Source organism: Acidiphilium acidophilum (assembly GCF_033842475.1).
Classification (GTDB): domain Bacteria; phylum Pseudomonadota; class Alphaproteobacteria; order Acetobacterales; family Acetobacteraceae; genus Acidiphilium; species Acidiphilium acidophilum.
On record NZ_JAWXYB010000018.1, the window covers coordinates 522,380 to 541,688 of the forward strand.

Here is a 19,309-nt window from a genome sequence, read left to right on the forward strand (position 1 = left end):
GCATCAATGCGGCTGGCGCCAGTCGATTTTGGACGTTTCGTGACCCAGTGTAACAGTGCTGTGCCGGGCCGGGGCTTCGGCGACGATCCGGCCGCCGTGGATCACCATGCGTCTCGCGGCCCGCAGGCGGATCGCTTCGACCGGATCGCCGGCATCGAGCATCACGAGATCGGCCCGGTTGCCGACGGCGAGCCCGTAGCCGTCGAGCCCGATCGCGCGCGCGGCGTTCACGGTCACGGCATCGAAGCAGGCGCGCATTGCGTCCACCCCGGTCATTTGCGCGACATGCAGCCCCATGCCGGCGACCTCCAGCATGTCGTGGCTGCCGAGCGGATACCACGGGTCCATCACGCAATCATGGCCGAAGGCGACATTCACCCCGGCTGCCATGAGTTCCGGCACCCGCGTCATGCCCCGGCGCCTGGGGTAGCTGTCGTGCCGTCCCTGCAGGGTGATGTTGATCAGCGGGTTGGCGATGGCCGAAACCCCGGCCTCGGCGATTAGCGGGATGAGTTTGCTGACATAGTAATTGTCCATCGAGTGCATCGAGGTCAGGTGCGAGCCGGCGACCCGGCCCTGCATGCCGTGCCGCACGGTTTCGCTCGCCAGGGTTTCGATGTGCCGCGAGAGCGGGTCGTCACTTTCGTCGCAATGCATATCCACCATCAGGCCGCGCTCGGCGGCGATCGTCATGAGCTGGCGCACGCTTTCCGCGCCATCGGCCATGGTGCGTTCGAAATGGGGGATGCCGCCGATCACATCGACGCCCATCGCCAGGGCGCGTTCGAGATTGTCGCGCGAGTTCGGGTATCGCAGGAAGCCGTCCTGGGGGAAGGCGACCAGCTGGAGGGTGAGGTAGGGCGCCATTTCGGTGCGCAACGCGACCAGCGCCTCGACCGCCAGCAACCGGTCGTCGCAGATATCGACATGCGAGCGGATCGCGCCGATCCCCTGGGCGATCGACCAGGTGCAGAGGCGACGGGCGCGCTGGTGGATCGCCTCGACCGTGAGGCCCGGCTTGAGTTCGCCCCAGAGCGCGATGCCTTCGAGCAGGGTGCCGCTGCGGTTGAGGCGAGGCAGTCCGAGCGAGAGGGTGGAGTCGAGATGGAGATGGGCATCGACGAAGGGCGAGCTGACCAGATCGCCCGCGGCATCGATGATGGTGGCCGCCTCGGCGGCGATGGCGCGTTCGATCGCCACGATGCGGGTTCCGGCAATGCCGATATCGATGCCGGTCCGGCGATCGGGCAGGGTGGCGTTGCGGATCAGGAGGGTGAGGCTCATGGGTAGAGCCTCGTTGCGGTCCATTCAGTGCCAATCCTTGTGCCGGTGCGGGTGAACCGGGCGCGGTCGTGCAGGCGGTATTCGCGGTCCTCCCAGAACTCGATGGCGGTGGGGGTGACCTGCCAGCCGGACCAGTGGGGCGGGCGCGGCACATCGCCTTCGGCGTAGCGCGCGGTGGCGGCAGCGAGGCGTTGTTCGAGCAAAGCGCGGTCGGGCAGGGGGCGGGACTGGTCGGAGGCCCACGCACCAATTCGTGATGGACGGGGGCGGGTCTGGAAATAGGCGTCCGCCTCGGCATCGCCGACCTGTGCGGCGGTGCCTTCGATGCGGATCTGGCGGCGGCGGGATTTCCAGTGAAACAGCAGGGCGACATGGGGATTGGCCGCGATCTCGCCGGATTTGCGGCTTTCGAGATTGGTGTAGAACACGAAACCGTTGCGATCCCAGGACTTCAGGAGCACGATCCGGGCGGAGGGGTGGCCCGCCGGGGTGGAGGTTGCCACGGTCATGGCGTTGGGATCGTTCGGCTCGGTGGCTTCGGCATCCGCCATCCAGATGGCGAATATATCGAACGGATTGGCAGTGATATCGATCATCGGTTGCTCTCTGGTTCGGCTCACCATACTTGATAGGTCATGCCGCCTTGTGCCACCACCCCGTGGCGCGGCGCGTGCCGTGATCCGATTGGAGCGTTTATGATGCAGGAATCCGTTCAGACCCTTCCATTGACCGGTAATCTGATGCGCGGCAGGCGCGGGGTGATCATGGGTGTGGCGAACAACCGCTCGATCGCCTGGGCGATCGCGCAGGCGGTGGCGGCGCAGGGCGGCGAACTCGCGTTCACCTATCAGGGCGAGGCGCTGGAGAAGCGCATCCGCCCGCTGGCGGAATCGGTCGAATCCGACCTCGTGATCCCGTGCGACGTGACGGACGATGCGGCGCTCGATACCGCGTTCGATGCGATCGGGGCGCGGTGGGGCGAGATCGATTTTTTGGTCCACGCGATCGGGTTCGCCGACAAGCAGTATCTGCGCGGGCGCTACGCCGATACGCCGCGCGAGGCGTTTTTACAGGCGATGGATATTTCCTGCTATTCGTTCACTGCGGCGGCCCAGCGGGCCGGGGCGATGATGAAGCATGGTGGCTCGATGGTGACGCTGACCTATCTCGGGGCCGAGCGGGTGACGCCGCATTACAACGTGATGGGTGTGGCCAAGGCCGCGCTGGAATCCTCGGTGCGCTATCTGGCCGCCGATTTCGGGGCGAGCGCGATCCGGGTGAACGGGATATCGGCCGGGCCGATCAAGACGCTGGCGGCCTCCGGGATCGGCGATTTCAGCTACATTCTGAAATGGAACCAGTATAATTCGCCGCTGGAGCGCAATGTCGGGCTTGAGGAGGTCGGCGCGTCGGGCTTGTATCTGCTGTCCGATCTGTCACGCGGGGTGACCGGCGAGATCCATCATGTGGATTGCGGCTACCACATCGTGGGGATGAAGAATCCGAGCGCGCCGGATATCAGCGCGGTGGATTGAGGCGCGAGGTCCGTCGCTACTTCTTCGGGGCGATCGGCTGGTTGCCGCGCTCGATCAGGCGCTTGAGCAAGCCGGGTTTTTTGACGATATCGGGTTTGGGCGGGGCGGCTTTCAGCTCGGCCTTCGCCTTGTCCTTGAGCCATTGATCGAGGCTCTTGTTCGCCTTGGCGGCGCGTTTGCGTTCGTATTCGAGCTGGGCATCGGTCATTTTGCGGGTCATGGACCGCCTGTGCCAGAGCGGATCGCGGGATTCAAGGGGCGGCATCGTAGCGCCGCAAGGGCGTATCAGGATGCGGCGCCGTAGCGCCGCAATAGGGCGCGTTCGAACCAGCCGAGCGCCGCGTAGATCAGGATTCCGGCGATGGCGAGCAGGGTGAGGGCGGCGAACATGCGAGGGATTTCGAGCCGGTAGCCGGCTTCGAGGATGCGCCCGGCGAGACCGGAGGCGAAACCGCCGGAACTCGCGACGAATTCGGCGACCACGGCTCCGACCAGAGCGAGGGTGCCGGCGATCCGCAGACCGGCAAGGAAATAGGGCAGGGCGGCGGGCAGGCGGAGCAGGAACAGGGTCTGGCTGCGGCTGGCCCCGTTGAGGCGGAACAGATCGGCGAGTTCGGGCGGGGTCGCGGCAAGGCCGGCGGCAGTGTTCGAGAGCACCGGGAAGAAAGCGACGATGGTGGCGCAGACCACGAGGGCGGCGAATTGCTGATCGACCCAGATGATGATCAGCGGTGCGATGGCGACCACCGGGGTGACCTGCAGCACCACCGCCCAGGGCTGGATCGCGGCGCGGGCGAGGCGGCTTGCCGCCATGGCGAGGGCGAGGATCATGCCGAGGCTGGCGGCGGCGAGCAGGGCGGCGGCGGTGATGCCGATGGTCGAGAGCAGCGAGATCAGCAGGGAGAGCCGGTCTGACCAGAAGGCGGCGACGATCGCGATCGGGCCGGGCAGGACGTAGGACGGGACGTGCAGAAGGCTGACCGCGCCCTGCCAGAGCAGGAGTCCGAGCAGGCCGAAGGCGATCGGGGCGGCGCGTTCGAGGCTTGGGTTCATGGCATCACCGCGCGGAGGGTTTCGGTGACCTGCGTGGTCAGGGCAGCATAGGCGGGGTCGATCCGGCGATCGGCGGCTTCCGGCAGGGCGCAGGTGATTTCGGCGGCGATCCGGCCGGGGCGGGGGGTCATGATCAGGATGCGCGAGGCGAGGTAGGCGGCTTCGTAGATCGAGTGGGTGACGAACACCACCGTGGTGCGGGCCTCGCGCCAGAGGGCGTGAAGATCGTCCTGCAGGCGGTGACGGGTGAATTCGTCGAGGGCGGCGAAGGGTTCGTCCATCAGCAGCAGTTTCGGCCGGGAAACCAGGGCGCGGGCGATCGAGACACGCATCCGCATCCCCCCGGACAAGGCGGCGGGCCTCGCCTGTTCGAATCCGGCGAGGCCGAGGCGGGCGAGTGTTTCGCGGATCAGGGGGCGTGCGGCTTCGAGGCTGGTTCCGGCGAGGCGGAGCGGGAGATGGACGTTCTGTTCGGTGGTCGCCCACGGCAGGAGGGTCGCGTCCTGAAAGACGAAGCCGATATCGCCGGGGCCGGGCTTGGTGCCGTGGTCCCAGGCCAGTGTGCCGGTATCGGGGGTGTCGAGGCCGGCGAGCAGGCGGAGCAGGGTGGATTTACCGCAACCGGAGGGGCCGAGCAGGACGACGAATTCGCCGGCGCCGATCGTCATGGTGATGTCTTCGAGAGCGACGGTGCCGTTGTCGAAACGCCGTCCGGCACCGTTCAGGCTGAGCATGTCAGGGTTTGGCGGCGCCCTTGTGATCGACGAATTGCAATGTGTACGCGGCCTTGTAGTCGAAATGGGCGGGGTACATGCCGGCATCGCGCATCTGGTCGTAGAAGCCTTTCCAGCGCGCGTTGGTCATGGCGCCGATGCCGAGGGTTTTGGTGTCGCCCGATTCGACGATGCCGTCTTTTTTGAGGGTGTCGTAGCCGTATTTCAGGAGCGGCATCGTCATGTCCGGATTGGCTTTGCGGATCAGGGCGAAGGCGGGGGCGGGGTTGCCGTCGAGATAGGATTTCCAGCCGGCAGCAGAAGCGGCGATGAAGCGCTGGACCAGAGACGGGTCGGAGGCCACGAGTTTTTTCGAGGTCGCGACGAGTTGGGCGTAGCCGTCGAACCCGGCCTTGTCGAGGCGCAGGACCACCGGGTAGTGGCCGGTCTTCTGTTTCACCAGAAACGGCTCGGAGGTCAGGAAGCCCTGCACCGCTAGGTTCTTGTTGGTGAAGAACGGGGCGAGGTTGAAATCGTAGGGGCGGAGCTGGCTGTCGCTGTAGTGGTATTTATGGGCGAGGAACAGCCACCAACTTGCCCGTGTATCGGACGAGACCGCGATGGGCTTGCCCTTGAGGGCGGCGAAACTGGTCTCGCCGGTGCTGCGATGGGCGAGCAGGATGTCGGGGTCTTTCTGGAACATTGCGGCGACCGCGATGAAGGGGATGTGTTCCTTGACGAAATTGAACGCGAGAAACCCGTTCGAGGTGATGTCGAAATTCAGTTTGCCGGCGAGCAGGAGCTGGGCGTTGTTGACCTCGGGCCCGCCCTCGCGGATGGTGACATTGAGCCCGTATTTTTTGTAGATGCCGGTTGCGACCGCCTGATAATAGCCGCCGTATTCGGCCTCGGCGACCCAGTCGAGCCCGAAGGTGACTTTCTGGAGTTTCGGCGCGGCATGGGCGATCGGCAGGGTTGCGAGCAATCCGGCGAGGGCGGCGGCGAAGGCAGGGATGGAGCGGATCACGCGCATGAAATTTTCCCCATGTTCAGGACATCATTATGGACAGAGTTTGTCCCGTGCGTCGATAGGTCAAGTGCGTGAGTGAGGCGCGGGTCAAGGCGGGGATCTGGGTGCAGGCGGCGCTGCGGATGGGTGGGGCGGATGGGCGGCCCGGCATGGTGATCCATCGCGGCGATGCCGATGCCGGGGGGGTGCTGGTGCTGTTGCGCGGGCGGATGGGCATTGTGGCGCTCAGCCAGACCCGTGACGGGGCGGGGCAGCCGGCGTGGTTGCGTGCGACCGGGCCCGATCCGGTCGATGAGGCGCGGGCCGATGAATATGTCGGCAAGCAGCGCCGCTTCGATCCCGATTTATGGGTGATCGAATTCGAAGCGCCGGATTATCTGCCGCCGTTCGAAGCGAAGCTGTTGTAGGAGGGCCCAGAGCCGAGCCGACCCGAGCCGATGCGTTCGGGCGGAGGCTGCGTCCCGGTTGGTCCGGCTTGTCGCTATGGGCTGGCGCGCTTAGGACGACAGCGTCCCCACCCAGACCGATGGATGCTCAACCATGGCACTCAGCAGTTATTATGCGCCGCACGGCGGATTATCGCCCCAGACTGATCTCTTGACCGGGCGCGCAGTATTCACGACGGCGTATGCAGTCATTCCGAAGGGGGTGATGCAGGATATCGTGACGAGCGCCCTGCCGTTCTGGGATCGGGCGCGGGTCTGGATCATCGCGCGGCCTTTGAGCGGGTTCGCCGAGACGTTCGCGCAATACATCGTCGAACTCGCGCCCGGCGGCGGCAGCGACCGGCCCGAACCGGATGACGGGGCGGAAGCCGCCTTGTTCGTCGTCGAAGGCTGTATCGCCGTCACCGTCGCGGGGCGGACCGAGGTTTTGCAGCCGGGCGCCTTTGCCTTCCTGCCGCCGTCCAGCGGATGGACCGTGCGGAATACGAGTGGGGACAAGGCGGTGTTTCACTGGATCCGGAAGGATTACGACAAGGTCGAGGGGCTCGACGCACCGCCGGTCTTGTTTGCCGATGAGCGCATGATCGCGCCGACCCCGATGCCCGGCACCGAGGGGCGCTGGGCGACGACGCGGTTCGTCGATCCGGCGGATCTGCGCCACGACATGCATGTGACGATCGTGACCCTGCAGCCCGGTGCGGTCATTCCGTTCGCCGAGACCCATGTGATGGAGCACGGGTTGTATGTACTCGAAGGCAAGGCGGTCTATCGGCTCAATCAGGACTGGGTCGAGGTCGAGGCCGGGGATTTCATGTGGCTGCGCGCCTTCTGCCCCCAGGCCTGCTATGCGGGCGGGCCGGGTAATTTCCGTTATCTGCTCTACAAGGATGTCAACCGGCATCCGAAGCTGGGCGGCCCGTTCGGCTCAAGGCCGTGAGCCGGATTGTCGCGCGCCCGCTGACGCGCGAGGGGTTCGCCCCGTTCGGCGAGGTGATCGATCCTGCGGGCGCGGCGCATTACCTGATCAATGGTGGCCAGTGCGAGCGGTATCATGCACTCGCGACCGCGGAGGCGATCGGGCCGGAGGCGCGGGTGGTGATTTCGGTGGCACGGTCCCAACCTTATGCGCTGCCGCTGGCGCTGGGGATGGTCGAGCGGCATCCGCTGGGCAGTCAGGCTTTCATTCCGCTCTCGCCCCGGCCATTTCTCGTTGTGGTCTGTCATGACGGGGCGGCGGGGCCGGCGATGCCGCAGGCTTTCATTACCGCGCCGGGTCAGGGGATCAATTATCGGCGGAATACGTGGCACGGGGTGTTGACGCCGGTTGGGGCGGTGCAGGATTTCATTATCGTGGATCGCGGCGGTGCGGGCATCAATCTCGAAGAGTTTCATTTTCCGCAATCCTATGAGATCGATCTGCCGTCGGATTTCGCGGGGTAGCAGCAGCGCTGCCGGTTGTGCGCCTGGCGCCCCGCCTTTCGCGCTTGGCGCCCCATCTTTCGCGCTTGGCGCAAGGGCATGAAGCCGGTATCGGTTGGCGATGGCGGCGTATCGCGATCCGATCGATATCTATCTGCTGCGCGTCCTGCATACGTTGCTGGTCGAGGGCAGCGTCACGCGCACGGCGGTGCGGCTCAACCAGTCCCAACCCGCGATCAGCGCGGCGCTGAAGCGGCTGCGGGCGATCATCGGCGATCCGCTGCTGGTGCGGGGGCGGAACGGCATGGTGCCGACCGAGCGGGGGGCGGCGCTGCTGGAGCCGACCATGATCGCCCTGCGGGAGATCAGCCGGATCGCCCTGCAACAGGCGGCGTTCGATCCGGAGGTGTCGATCCGGCGGTTTCGGGTCGGCTCGCCGGATTACCTGAATATCCTGTTCGTGCCGCGACTGGTCGAACGGTTCCGGCGGCTGGCACCCAATGCGGGGCTCGAATTATATCCGCTCTCGGCGGAGTTGAATTTCGAGACCGCGCTGGAGGAGGGGCAGTTCGACCTCGTGATCGGCAACTGGCCGGACGTGCCGGCGCGGTTGCAGCGGCGGGATCTGTTTACCGACAATGTGGTCTGCCTCGTCGCCAAGACCCACCGGCTGGCCGGGCGATCGATCAGCGAAGCCGACTATCTGGGGGCCGCGCATGTCGCGCCGACGCCCTATTCGTCGATGCAGCGCGGGCCGATCGAAGCCTATCTGGCGCGCGCGCGGCTCAAGCGCGAGGTTGCGGTGATGGTGCCCTATTTCAGCCTCGCGCCGTCGCTGTTGCTCAGGACCGACCTGATGTTCACCACGACCCGGCGGTTCGCGGCCTATCATGCGCGGATCCTGCCGCTCGACATCCTGGAATCACCGATCGCGTTTCCGCCGGTGCAGTATTATGTGCTGTGGCATGCGCGGTCGCATCTGTCCGACGAGGTGCAGTGGCTGATCGGGCTGATCGCGGATGCGATGTAGCGGCGCGGTTTCAACCCGCAGGCGGGTGCACGCGCCGCCAGTGATCGGCGATGTCGATGCGCCGGGTGATCCAGACATCGGGGTGAGCGGTAATGTGGTCGATGAAGCGGGCGAGGGCTTCGGTGCGGCCGGGGCGCCCCGCGAGGCGGCAATGCAGGCCGATATTGAGCATTTTGGCCGCACCCTCCTTACCTTCGCGATAGAGGCAGTCGAAACCGTCGCGCAGATAGGCGAAGAAATCATCGCCGGAGGAAAAGCCCGCGATGGTCGCGAAGCGCATGTCGTTGGAATCGAGTGTGTAGGGGATCACCAGATGCGGGCCGCGTGGTCCCGCCACGTAATAGGGCAGGTCGTCGGCGTAGCTGTCCGATGAATAGGCGAAACCGCCTTGCGCCATCACGATGTCCCGCGTGTTCATCGAGCAGCGGCCGAGGTAGAAGCCCTTGGGCGCGGCACCAGTGATTTCGGTATGCAGGGCGATCGCACGGGCGAGGTCGGCGGCTTCGGTCTCGCGCGGGATGTCGCGGTAGTCGATCCATTTCAGGCCGTGCGAGGCGATTTCCCAGCCGGCCTCGCGCATCGCAGCGACCTGTTCGGGAGCGCGCTGGAGCGCGGTTGCGACACCATAGACCGTGACCGGCAGGGCGCGCGCGGTGAACAGGCGCCAGAGCCGCCAGAACCCGGCGCGAGCGCCGTATTCATAGACCGATTCCATGTTCCAGTGGCGTGCGCCGGGCCATGGGGCGGCACCGGGAATTTCCGAAAGGAAGGCTTCCGAGGCGGCATCGCCGTGCAAGATGTTGTTTTCGCCGCCCTCCTCGTAATTCACCACGAACTGCACACAGATCCGCGCGCCGTCTGGCCATTGCGGGTCCGGCGGGGTGCGGCCATAGCCGGTCATGTCGCGCGGATAGGAGGCGAGGGCGGTCATGAGAGGTCTCCGGCATTGTCCCGATCGTGCCGCTTGCGTCCGGCGACATAGGTTGCCCGGACCAGACGGTCATCACCCAACGTCATCATGATGAACAGCTGGTCCTCCAGTGTTTCGGCGTGGCTCTGGCGCTCGGCGAGCAGGGGGGTCGCCCGGGGATCGAGCACCACGAGATCGGCCTCCTTGCCGGGTTCGATACTGCCGATATGGTCATCCTGACTGATCGCCCGGGCCGAGCCGAGGGTGGCGAGGTAGAAGGCCTGATGCGCCGTGAGCACCTCGCCGCGCAATTGCGCAATTTTATAGGCTTCGCCAAGGGTGGCAAAGGGCGAGACGCTGGTTCCGGCCCCGATATCCGAGCCGAGCGCGGTGCGGACCGGATTGGCCGAGACCAGCGCGCGTTTCAGGTTGAACAGGCCCGAACCGAGAAAGAGGTTCGAGGTCGGGCAGTGGACGATGGTGGCTCCGGCTTCGGCGAGCCGCGCCCATTCGCGTTCGTTGAGATGGATTGCATGGCCGAACAGGCAGCGCGGCCCGACCAGACCGAACCGGTCATAGACGTCGAGATAGTCGCGGCTGGCGGGGAACAGGCGTTGCACCCAGGCGAGTTCGGCCTGATTTTCCGCAAGATGGGTCTGCATGTAGAGGCCATCGCCCTCGCGCAGCAGGGTGCCGGCGAGGTCGAGCTGTTCCTCGGTGCTGGTGGGAGCGAAGCGGGGGGTGACCACGTAGAACAACCGGTCCTGGCCGTGCCAGCGTGCGGCGAGGCGCCTCGACTGGTCGTAGCCGGTCCGGGCGGTGTCGCGCAGATTTTCGGGTGCATTGCGATCCATCAGCACCTTGCCCGCGCCGGTGCGCAGGCCGAGCCGCGCGGCCTCCTCGAAATAGGCATCGACCGATTCCGGATGGACCGTGCAGTAGGTGATCGGGGTGGTGACCCCGGCACGGAGTTCCTCGCGCAGGAAGCGGCGGGCGATCAGGCGGGCGAAATCGATATCGTGATAGCGCGCCTCGGTGGGGAACACGTAATGGTCGAGCCATTCGAGCAATTGCCGTCCATGCGCGGCGATCAACGGCATTTGCGGGTAGTGGACATGAGCATCGATGAAGCCGGGCAGGATCAGCCCGTCCGGGTAATGATCCGGGACGATGCCATGCGGCACCAGCGCCGGGTCGTAGGCGCCCGCATGGGTGATGATGCCGTCTTCGATCAGGATGAGGGTATCGGCCTCGTAGCGGTGGCAGATCGATCCCTGATCGTCGAACGGGTTGGCGAAATAGCTCAGGGACGGGCCGCGCAATGCCGAGATCATGGGGTCATTCATAGGTGGGGGATGCGCTGGAGGGCAGTTCGGCGTGGGCGGCGGCGTGGCGTGGTGCGGTGAGCGCCAGATAGGCGAGGGTGGTGGCCGCAGCACCGACGAAGAACGAGATGTCACCGCATTGCGGCCAGGCGCGGGCGAAGGAGCCGACGAAGAGCGGATACTGGTTGAAGAACGGCACGCTGCACACGACCCCGATCAGCCAGGCGGCGAAGCCGAGATGCCCGACCGCGAGTCCCGGCCAGCGGGCGCGGCGGGGCCAGAAATGCCCGATGATCATCACCGGCACGCGCGGGAAAATGACGTAGCCGAGAAAGAACAGCAGCAGCTCGTAATGCTTGTAGAAATTATCGTGGCCGAACAGCGCGAGGGCGAGACCGACCGCGCCGGTGAGCAGGGCAGCCTGATATTGTTTGAGCCGGATGCCGGTGGCGAGGGCGGAGAGCGAGGCGGAATAGATGTTGAGGATATTGGGGCTCACCGTGCCGATGATGACCGCGACGATCAGCAGGGGCCGGAACCACGCCGGAATCCAGGCGGTAAACAGATCGGACGGGGAATTCAACTGGACCGTGGCCCCGATGAACGCGCCGAGACATTCCAGCCAGACGCAGGAGATAAAGGCACCGAGGAAGGTGTTGATGAAGACGCGGCGTTTCATTTGCGGCCGGTTGTCGCGATAGCACAGGTAGCGGGTGTAGTCCGACGAATACATGATCCAGCCGCCGAGCCAGGAGAGCATGATCGAGACGGTCAGCAGGAACGCGCCGGAGGCCCCGCCGACTTCGGCAAGGCTCTTCGGGTTGGGCAGCGGCGCGTGGGTGATGTTGAGCCAGGACAGAACGGTGAGGATGGCGAAGACCGCGATCAGGAAATAGAAAAACCAGCGTTCGGCGGCGACGATGAAATCATGCCCGATCAGGGCGATGAAGACCTGCACGACGGTCAGCGCGACGATCGCGGGATCGATTGCAACACCGATGGTCGCGTGCAGTGCGTAGCTGCCGATCACGGTATTGACCGCGAACCAGGAAAATCCGCTGAGGAAGTTGAGGAAGGACAGGAAGCGGTTGCCCGGCTTGCCGAACCATTCCTGACACTGGATCATCTGCGGCAGTCCGTATTCGACGCCGTAGGTCGAGAACAAGGCGAGCAAGGTGCAGCCTATCAGGTTGGCGAGCACGATGGCGAGGATGGCATCGCGCGCGGATAGTCCGAACACGCCGGTCGCGATCGCGCCGGTGGTGATGGTCGCGAATTCGACGTTGACCGCGGCCCATAATCCGAACAGGGCGCGGGGGGTTCCGTGTGCTTCCTCGGGTTCGACCCGTGCGATGCCCTTCGATTCCACGGTAAGCAGATCGTTGGATTTCATGGTGACGTTTCCTTGGTTGGTTTCCTGTTCTTTTGAATTTCCGGGCGTCGTTGGTTCAGCGCTCCGGTTGGCTCAGCCGGTCCAGCCGGAAGCGCGCGATTTTGCCGACTTCATCGATCGCGGTTGCGGCTTCGGTATCCGGGTCGTTCGCGAGGCGGCGTTCGATCTGGGCGATGATCGCGAGCGAATCTTTCTGACCGCGCACCGCGACGATGAAGGGAAAGCCGAATTTCGCCCGGTAGGCGCGGTTGAGTGCGGCGAGAGTCTCCGCGATGTCGGGGGTCAGCCGGTCGAACCCTGCGTAACGCTGTTCGCTGTTGGAGTGGGTGGTGAGGTTGCCGCCCCGGCCGAGTTCGGGGTGCGCACGCAGCAGCTCCATTTGCGTCTCAGCGCTGGCGCGATGCACGATGGTCTGCATCGTTGCGGCCATCGCCTCGGTTGTTTCGAAGGGGCGCAATGAGGCCGCCTGTTCGGCGACCCAGGGCGAATGCTCGTAGATATCGGCAAGCGTGTCGATGAAATCGGCGCGGTTCATGCGGTTGAGCCGGTCGATCAGCGCGTCCGCTTCGGTCTGCGCCGCGTTCATTGCGCGCCGCTCCGGTACCATGCCGCAATCCGGGCGCGTTCGGCCCCGGTGATATGGGTGATGTTGCCGGGCGGCATCGATTTGGCCTGGACCGCCTGCTGATAGATCAGCCCGGCGTGCTGGTGCACCTCCGCCGGAGTGTCGAACATCAGACCGGCGGGGGCGCTCGCCATCAGGGTCGGGTGAGCGGAATGGCATTTCGAGCAGCGCTCTTCGATGATCGGCATGATGGCAGCGGTTTTGACCACCGGGCCATCGGCGGCGCGCGCCGGGCGGGTGATCCCCGCCGGGGCGACCAGGATGATGACGACGAGGAACAGACCCGCCGCGACCGCAGGCAGTTTCCAATCCTGCCTGCCGGTGTGGCGCAGGACGAAATACTGGCGGATCAGCGCGCCCGCGATCATCGCGAGCCAGAGATTGATCCAGCTGGCCGACCCCGCATAGAGCATGCCGAAATGGCTGCTGAGCATCGCGAAGACGACCGGCAGGGTGAAATAGGTGTTGTGTACCGAGCGTTGCTTGCCGCGCTTGCCGGGCAGCGGGTCCGGGGTTTCGCCGCGCGCGAGGGCTTCGACCATCTTGCGCTGGCCGGGGATGATCATGAAGAACACGTTGGCGGTCATGATGGTGCCGAGCATCGCGCCCACGATCAGGAAGGCCGGTTGCGGTGCGAACAGATGGGTCGAAACATAGCAGGCGATGGCAACGAAAATCGCGATCACCACGCCGAGGACCAGATCGTTCCCGCCCAGCAGGCGGCATGCCGCGTCATAGACGATCCAGCCCACCGCGAGGAAGGCGATCACCGCGCCGGCTGCGGCGAGCGGAGTCAGATGCGCGATCGAGGGATCGATCAGGTAGGTGCCCGGCTGGAGCAGATACATCACGGTCAGCAGCGAGAAACCCGAGAGCCAGGTGGCGTAGGATTTCCATTTCGACCAGTGCAGATCGTCCGGCATTTTCGGTGGCGAGACCAGGTATTTCTGCGCGTGATAGAACCCGCCGCCATGGACCGACCACATCTCGCCGAACACGCCGCGGCGCTTCGACTCGTCTTCGTGAGGCGGGTGCAGGCTGTTGTCGAGCATGACGAAATAGAACGATTCGCCGATCCACGCGATCGCGGCGATCACATGGAGCCAGATCAGCAGGGCCATCGCCCAGCCGGTCAGATATGTCAGCATTTGGGTCAGCTTCCGCGGTAGGTTGTGTAGCTCCAGGGCGAGACCAGGAGCGGGATGTGGTAGTGGGGCTGCGCCGGATCGATGCCGAAACGCAGGACGATGTCGTCGAGAAACGCAGGTTCGGCCTCGTTGATTCCGAAATACGGCCCCACCGCGAAGGTCAGTTCGTAAATACCGGCACGCAGGATGTCCGCGTCGTCGGCCACCAGCAGGGCGCGACCGCTCGCATCGGTCACCGCTTCGGCGAGCGGTTGGTGCGCGGCGGCTTGGTACAGCCGCACCGTGATGCCCGGCGCGGGGCGGCCTTTGGCGGTGTCGAGAATATGGGTGGTCAGGCCGGTCATGAGCGTCTCCCTTGGTAGGCGCGATCAGATTGAGCCATCGGCGCGCCCGCCGGCAGCGCAAATGATGGTCATAAGCGGGCGCGTATGATCAATGCCCGTGCGCCGGGCAGATCAGGTCGGGCCCGCAGCCGCTGCACGCGTGCGAGGTGCTCGGCATCGAGGGATTACGCGCGGAATCGGGTGTGGGAGCATGGCTGAGCAGTTGCGCCGCGATCGCGACCGCGAGGATTTCGGGTTGTTTGCCCGCGATGCCGGGGAGGCCGACCGGGCAGATCAGAGACCCGATCGCCTCATCGGAAAGCCTCTGATGCCGCCAGCGATGTTCGAAACGGGCGCGCTTGGTCGCCGAGCCGATCAGGCCGACATAGCCGGCATCGCCGCGTGCGAGGGCGGTGCCGGTGATCGCGGCGTCCAGCGCGTGACTGTGGGTCATCACCAGGAACAGGCTGCGGGGCGGGGCGCGACCGACCCGGGCGACCGGGTCGTCGGTGATATGCGGTTCGATCCGTGCAACGGTGTCGCCTTGCGCGGGCGGAAAGGCGTCGACACGGCTGTCGATCCAGTCGATCGTGCAGGGAATTGCGGCAAGGATGCGGACCAGCGCGCGCCCGACATGCCCCGCGCCATGCAGTTGCAGGTGAAACCGTGGGTGCGGCGGCGGCAGCACGGCTTCGAACCACGGGCGGTAGGCCAGAACCACCACCCCGCCGCAGCATTGGCCGAGATGCGGGCCGAGCGCGCGGGTTTCGGTGATGTCATCGCGCGGGGTACCGTGCCGGTGCCAGACTGCCAGCAGGGCGCGGGCCCGTTCGATGGCGACGAATTCGAGCTGGCCGCCGCCGATGGTGCCTTCGATCCCGTCCGCCCGCACCAGCATCAGCGCGCCCGGCTCGCGCGGGGCGGAGCCGAGCACGGTGCGGATTTCGACGCAGACGCCTGACGGCACCGCCAGACTCACGGCGCGCCGCCCTGAACTGCGACGATCGCATCGAGGATCGCCTCCGGGGTCGCCGGGGCGCGCAATGGCGGATCGGCGTCGGTGCCGCCGCAGGCCGCGATTGCATCCCTGATCGCGAGCAGGACCGAGAATGCCAGCAGCATCGGCGGTTCGCCCACCGCTTTCGAGCGATGGATGGTCGCCTCGGCATTTGGATTGTCGAACAGCCGCGTGTGCAGCGCATCCGGGCAGTCGTTCGCGGTCGGGATTTTATAGGTGCTCGGCGCATGGGTCAGCAGGCGGCCCGTCGCCGGGTGCCAGACCAGCTCCTCGGTGGTCAGCCAGCCCATGCTCTGGATGAACCCGCCCTCGATCTGGCCGATATCGATCGCGGGGTTCAGCGAGCGCCCGGCATCGTGCAGGATATCGGCGCGCAGCAGCGAAAACTCGCCGGTCAGCGTGTCGATGATCACCTCGCTGACCGCCGCACCGTAGGCGAAATAATAAAACGGGCGGCCTTTCAGCGCCTTGGGGTCCCAGTGCACTTTCGGCGTGGCGTAGAACCCGTCGCTCCAGAGCTGGACCCGCGCTTCATAGGCCTGGCGGACCAGTGCGGTGAAGTCCATCGCCGTGGTGCCGATGATCACCTGATCGTTGATGAATTTCACGGCGTCCGGCGTGCCGCCATGGCGCGCGGCGGCGAAGTCCGCGAGCCGGTTGCGGATGGTCAATGCCGCGTCGCGCGCCGCCATGCCGTTGAGATCGGCCCCGGTCGAAGCCGCGGTGGCCGAGGTGTTGGCGACTTTCGAGGTATCGGTCGCGCTGCACCGCACCGCGTCGAAGCCGATGCCGAGCGCATCGGCCACGACCTGCGCCACCTTGGTGTTCAAACCCTGACCCATCTCGGTGCCGCCATGGTTCACCAGCACGCTGCCATCGACATAGACATGGACGAGCGCGCCGGCCTGATTGAGATGCGGCACGTTGAACGAGATGCCGAATTTCACCGGGGTCAGGGCGATGCCTTTTTTCAGCACGTCATTGTCGCGGTTGAACGCTGCGATGTCAGCACGCCGCCGGTCGTATGCCGCGCTAAGGGCGAGATCGGCGATGATCGGGGCGATCACGTTGTCCTCGACCGTCTGGCCGTAGGGTGTGACGTTGCGGGTGTGGGTGCCGTAGAGATTGGCGCGGCGCACCGCGAGCGGATCGTGGCCGAGAGTGCGTGCGATCCGGTCCATGATGATCTCGATCAGCAGCGCTCCCTGCGGGCCGCCGAAGCCACGGAATGCGGTGTTGCTCTGGGTGTTGGTCCGCGCGATGAAGCCGTGGATCGCGACTTCCGGCAAATAATAGGCATTGTCGAGATGGCAGAGCGCGCGGGTCATGACCGCACTCGACAGATCGGCGGAGTGGCCGCCATTGGCGATCAGCGTGGCATCGAGCGCGAGGATGCGCCCGGCATCGTCGAACCCCACCTGATAGTCGTAGTCGAACGGATGGCGGCGGCCGGTGATCAGGAAATCATCGTCGCGGTCGAGCCGCAACTTGACCGGCTGACCGAGCCGCGCCGCGGCGAGTGCCGCAGCGCAGGCGAACAGGGCGGATTGCGATTCCTTGCCGCCGAACCCGCCGCCCATCCGCCGGCATTCGACCAGCACCTGATGGCTGCGCCAGCCGAGGACATGCGCGATCAGATGCTGCATCTCGCTGGGGTGCTGGGTCGAGCAATGGACCCGCATTCCCTGGTTTTCGGTCGGCAGCGCGTAGGAAATCTGCCCCTCCAGATAGAATTGCTCCTGCCCGCCGAGGCTGAACGGGCCATCGAGGCGATGGGGCGCGGTTCGCAGGGCCAGATCCAGCGCGCCCGGCGCGGTTTCGCGCACGAGGTGCGTGGGCGGCAGCAGCGAATCCCCGCGCGCAAAGGCCTCCCGCGCGGTCAGCACCGGGGAGGCGGGTTCGATGGTCAGGAAGTCCTTGATCCGCGCCGCCGCGCGCCGTGCGAGGTCGCGCCCGGTCGCGACGATCAGGGCGATCGGCTGGCCGAGATAACGCAGATCGCTCTCGGCGAGCACCGGGTCGTCATGGAAGACCGGCCCGCAATCATTGGCTCCGGGAATGTCCGCGGCGGTGAAGACCGCGACCACGCCGGGCATGGCGCACAAGGCGTCGCGATCGATTCCGAGCAATGTTCCCGCCGCGACCGGGGACAGGCCGAGTGCGGCATGCAGCGTGCCGGCGAGTTCGGGGATGTCATCGGTATAGGGCGCGGCCCCGGCGACATGCAGATGGGCCGATTCATGGGCGGGACTGATGCCGACCCGATTGCCCGCCGCCATCGCTTCCGCTTCCGCCGCACCGAGCGCGAGGGGGATATGGCCGGCAAATCCCGGCTGACGCAGGGTACGGACATCCCGGTTCATGCCGCACCTGCCAGGGTGAACTGCCGCACGCGGGTGGCCGACGGGGGCCTGCTTCGCTCGGGCCGAGTTTCCAGCCAGAAGCGCCAGAGCAGATTGCGCGCCGCGCGCATGCGGTAGGCGCTCGATGCCCGCAGATCGGATAGGGGTGCGAACTCCTGTTCCAGCGCCGCCATGGCGGCGCGAACACTTTCCTCGGACCATGGCGCATCCTGAAGGATCGCCTCGGTCTTCCGGGCACGCCGGACCGTGGCTGCCATGCCACCGAATGCGATGCGGATGTGGCGGACGGTGCCGCCTTCCAGCACCACGGCGAGACCGCAGCTGAGGGCGGAGATATCGCAATCGAACCGCTTCGATACTTTATAGGCGCGGATCAGCGTGCCGGGGGCGGGGAGCGGAATTTCGATCGCGCGGAGAAACTCGCCGGGGGCGAGATCGTTGCGCATGTAGTCGTGATAGAACGTGCTCAACGGGAGCGACCGGGTTTCCTCGTCGTGCTGGAGGATCAGGCGTGCATCGAGCGCCATGAGCACCGGCGCGGTATCGCCGATCGGCGAGCCGTTGGCGATGTTGCCGCCCATGGTTCCGGCGTGGCGCACCGGCGGGCCGGCAAACCGCACCGCCATTTCCCTGACGTCCGGGATCAGCGCGATCAGTGCGCCCCAGGCATCTTCGAGCGGCACGCCGGCGCCGATCCGCAGCGTGTCGCCATCGTGTTCGATCATGCGCAGGTCCGCGACATCGCCGAGATAGAGCAGATCGCCGACATCGCGGAACTGCTTGTTGACCCACAGCCCGATATCCGTGGCACCGGCCAGCAGGCGCGATCCGGGGGTTCGGGCATAGAGCGTGGCGAGGGCGGCGACGGTGCGGGGTGCGGTGAAATGGTCGATGCGAGAGGGTCCGGTCGCGACGGTCGGGGTGCCGGAGGCCGCATAGGTGAAGATCTCCGGCGTTTCCGCCGCGATCCGGTCGAGAGACGCTTCGATGGGGGCGGTATCGAGCAGGGCAGGGGGCAGGGTGAACATGCGCTCGCCGGCATCGAGGATCGGGCGGTAGCCGGTACAGCGACAGAGATTTCCGGCGAGCCCATCGGCCAGCGCGGCACGGTCCGGCCTGGTGCCCGCCGTCATGTGGTTCACGTAGAGCGCGAACAGCGACATCACGAAGCCCGGCGTGCAGAAGCCGCATTGCGACGCGTGGCAATCGACCATCGCCTGCTGGACCGGGTGGAGCGGCGCGCTGGTCATGCGGCTAAGATCCTCGACGGTCAGCAGCGCCTTGCCGTGCAGGGTCGGCAGGAAGCGGATGCAGGCGTTGATCGGGCGCAGGATCAGGCCACCGGCCCGAATGCCGGATGTCCGCATAGCTGAAGATGGGGCATCCGGCCCGGCGCGTTCCGCCACGATGACGGTGCAGGCACCGCAATCCCCTTCGGCGCAACCTTCCTTGGTGCCGGTCCGGTGGGCGGAGGCGCGGAGCCATTCCAGCACGGTGCGGGTGATCGGCTGATCATCGACCGCGACGATGCGGCCGTCGAAATGGAATTTGATACGCTGCTGCATCATGCCCTGCGTCTGTTGACGGTGTTCGCGCATGACCCGATTGGGGCACGCGAGTGCCAGGGTAATCAAGAACAATCGGCATGCGGAGGCGAAATTGATCGTATAAGCCGCCGCTTATGATGGTGGCAT

The 19,309-nt window shown here is 65.7% G+C and carries 20 protein-coding genes; 5 read left to right on the forward strand and 15 right to left on the reverse strand.

The genetic code is table 11. The annotated features are described in order from the left end of the window. Positions 1 to 3 precede the first annotated feature (3 nt). Together SIL87_RS05115 and pdxH are read right to left on the reverse strand one after the other, a co-directional pair. Positions 4 to 1,284, reverse strand: a complete 1,281-nt coding sequence (locus SIL87_RS05115; protein WP_319615909.1) for an amidohydrolase family protein — start codon at positions 1,282 to 1,284, stop codon at positions 4 to 6. Next, the gene (gene pdxH, locus SIL87_RS05120) at positions 1,281 to 1,880 is read right to left on the reverse strand and encodes a pyridoxamine 5'-phosphate oxidase (RefSeq protein WP_319613126.1); all 600 of its coding nucleotides are present in this window, start codon (positions 1,878 to 1,880) and stop codon (positions 1,281 to 1,283) included. Before pdxH ends, SIL87_RS05115 begins: the two co-directional genes overlap by 4 nt. 102 nt (positions 1,881 to 1,982) lie before the next feature. Between pdxH and fabI the strand changes: the two genes are divergently transcribed. Next, on the forward strand, positions 1,983 to 2,819 hold the full coding sequence (gene fabI / locus SIL87_RS05125) for an enoyl-ACP reductase FabI (protein WP_319613127.1): 837 nt from the start codon (positions 1,983 to 1,985) through the stop codon (positions 2,817 to 2,819). A gap of 16 nt (positions 2,820 to 2,835) precedes the next feature. Here the strand turns inward: fabI and SIL87_RS05130 are convergent, their stop codons facing one another. The 4 genes from SIL87_RS05130 to SIL87_RS05145 form a co-directional block, all read right to left on the reverse strand. Further along, the gene (locus tag SIL87_RS05130) at positions 2,836 to 3,039 is read right to left on the reverse strand and encodes a hypothetical protein (RefSeq protein ID WP_319613128.1); all 204 of its coding nucleotides are present in this window, start codon (positions 3,037 to 3,039) and stop codon (positions 2,836 to 2,838) included. 65 nt (positions 3,040 to 3,104) lie between these two features. Next, entirely contained in the window at positions 3,105 to 3,872 is a 768-nt protein-coding gene (locus tag SIL87_RS05135) for an ABC transporter permease (protein WP_319613129.1), read from the reverse strand. Further along, positions 3,869 to 4,606, reverse strand: coding sequence for an ABC transporter ATP-binding protein (locus SIL87_RS05140; protein ID WP_319613130.1), 738 nt, complete (start codon positions 4,604 to 4,606; stop codon positions 3,869 to 3,871). The genes SIL87_RS05135 and SIL87_RS05140 overlap by 4 nt, the downstream gene beginning before the upstream one ends. Before the next feature lies 1 nt (position 4,607). Further along, positions 4,608 to 5,618, reverse strand: coding sequence for an ABC transporter substrate-binding protein (locus SIL87_RS05145; RefSeq protein ID WP_319613131.1), 1,011 nt, complete (start codon positions 5,616 to 5,618; stop codon positions 4,608 to 4,610). Positions 5,619 to 5,686: 68 nt separating this feature from the next. Between SIL87_RS05145 and SIL87_RS05150 the strand changes: the two genes are divergently transcribed. From SIL87_RS05150 to SIL87_RS05165, 4 genes are all read left to right on the forward strand, one after another. After that, positions 5,687 to 6,022, forward strand: coding sequence for a DUF1491 family protein (locus SIL87_RS05150; protein WP_319613132.1), 336 nt, complete (start codon positions 5,687 to 5,689; stop codon positions 6,020 to 6,022). Between the two features lie 133 nt (positions 6,023 to 6,155). Further along, positions 6,156 to 6,998 carry a bifunctional allantoicase/(S)-ureidoglycine aminohydrolase gene (locus SIL87_RS05155; RefSeq protein WP_319613133.1) on the forward strand — a complete coding sequence of 281 codons (843 nt, stop codon included), beginning with the start codon at positions 6,156 to 6,158 and terminating at the stop codon, positions 6,996 to 6,998. Further along, complete coding sequence (locus SIL87_RS05160; protein WP_319613134.1) at positions 6,995 to 7,501, forward strand: ureidoglycolate lyase; 507 nt, start codon at positions 6,995 to 6,997, stop codon at positions 7,499 to 7,501. The genes SIL87_RS05155 and SIL87_RS05160 overlap by 4 nt, the downstream gene beginning before the upstream one ends. Before the next feature lie 100 nt (positions 7,502 to 7,601). Beyond that, the gene (locus SIL87_RS05165) at positions 7,602 to 8,510 is read left to right on the forward strand and encodes a LysR family transcriptional regulator (protein WP_319615911.1); all 909 of its coding nucleotides are present in this window, start codon (positions 7,602 to 7,604) and stop codon (positions 8,508 to 8,510) included. Positions 8,511 to 8,520: 10 nt separating this feature from the next. On the opposite strand, the gene puuE is transcribed toward SIL87_RS05165, so the two are convergent. The 9 genes from puuE to xdhA form a co-directional block, all read right to left on the reverse strand. Continuing rightward, a complete protein-coding gene (gene puuE, locus SIL87_RS05170) occupies positions 8,521 to 9,441 on the reverse strand; it encodes an allantoinase PuuE (RefSeq protein ID WP_319613135.1) in 921 nt (306 codons plus the stop codon). Continuing rightward, positions 9,438 to 10,754, reverse strand: a complete 1,317-nt coding sequence (gene guaD, locus SIL87_RS05175) for a guanine deaminase (RefSeq protein WP_319613136.1) — start codon at positions 10,752 to 10,754, stop codon at positions 9,438 to 9,440. The genes puuE and guaD overlap by 4 nt, the downstream gene beginning before the upstream one ends. A 4-nt stretch (positions 10,755 to 10,758) precedes the next feature. Next, complete coding sequence (locus SIL87_RS05180) at positions 10,759 to 12,138, reverse strand: purine-cytosine permease family protein (RefSeq protein ID WP_319613137.1); 1,380 nt, start codon at positions 12,136 to 12,138, stop codon at positions 10,759 to 10,761. Positions 12,139 to 12,193: 55 nt separating this feature from the next. After that, on the reverse strand, positions 12,194 to 12,724 hold the full coding sequence (gene uraD / locus SIL87_RS05185) for a 2-oxo-4-hydroxy-4-carboxy-5-ureidoimidazoline decarboxylase (protein WP_319613138.1): 531 nt from the start codon (positions 12,722 to 12,724) through the stop codon (positions 12,194 to 12,196). Further along, positions 12,721 to 13,911: a urate hydroxylase PuuD gene (locus tag SIL87_RS05190; protein WP_319613139.1), complete on the reverse strand. Its 1,191-nt coding sequence runs from the start codon at positions 13,909 to 13,911 to the stop codon at positions 12,721 to 12,723. The genes uraD and SIL87_RS05190 overlap by 4 nt, the downstream gene beginning before the upstream one ends. Positions 13,912 to 13,916: 5 nt before the next feature. Continuing rightward, entirely contained in the window at positions 13,917 to 14,255 is a 339-nt protein-coding gene (uraH, locus tag SIL87_RS05195; RefSeq protein ID WP_319613140.1) for a hydroxyisourate hydrolase, read from the reverse strand. Positions 14,256 to 14,343: 88 nt separating this feature from the next. Next, positions 14,344 to 15,213, reverse strand: coding sequence for a xanthine dehydrogenase accessory protein XdhC (xdhC, locus tag SIL87_RS05200; RefSeq protein WP_319613141.1), 870 nt, complete (start codon positions 15,211 to 15,213; stop codon positions 14,344 to 14,346). Next, positions 15,210 to 17,615, reverse strand: a complete 2,406-nt coding sequence (gene xdhB, locus SIL87_RS05205) for a xanthine dehydrogenase molybdopterin binding subunit (RefSeq protein WP_319613142.1) — start codon at positions 17,613 to 17,615, stop codon at positions 15,210 to 15,212. The genes xdhC and xdhB overlap by 4 nt, the downstream gene beginning before the upstream one ends. Then, on the reverse strand, positions 17,612 to 19,183 hold the full coding sequence (xdhA, locus tag SIL87_RS05210; protein WP_319613143.1) for a xanthine dehydrogenase small subunit: 1,572 nt from the start codon (positions 19,181 to 19,183) through the stop codon (positions 17,612 to 17,614). The genes xdhB and xdhA overlap by 4 nt, the downstream gene beginning before the upstream one ends. Positions 19,184 to 19,309: the final 126 nt, after the last annotated feature.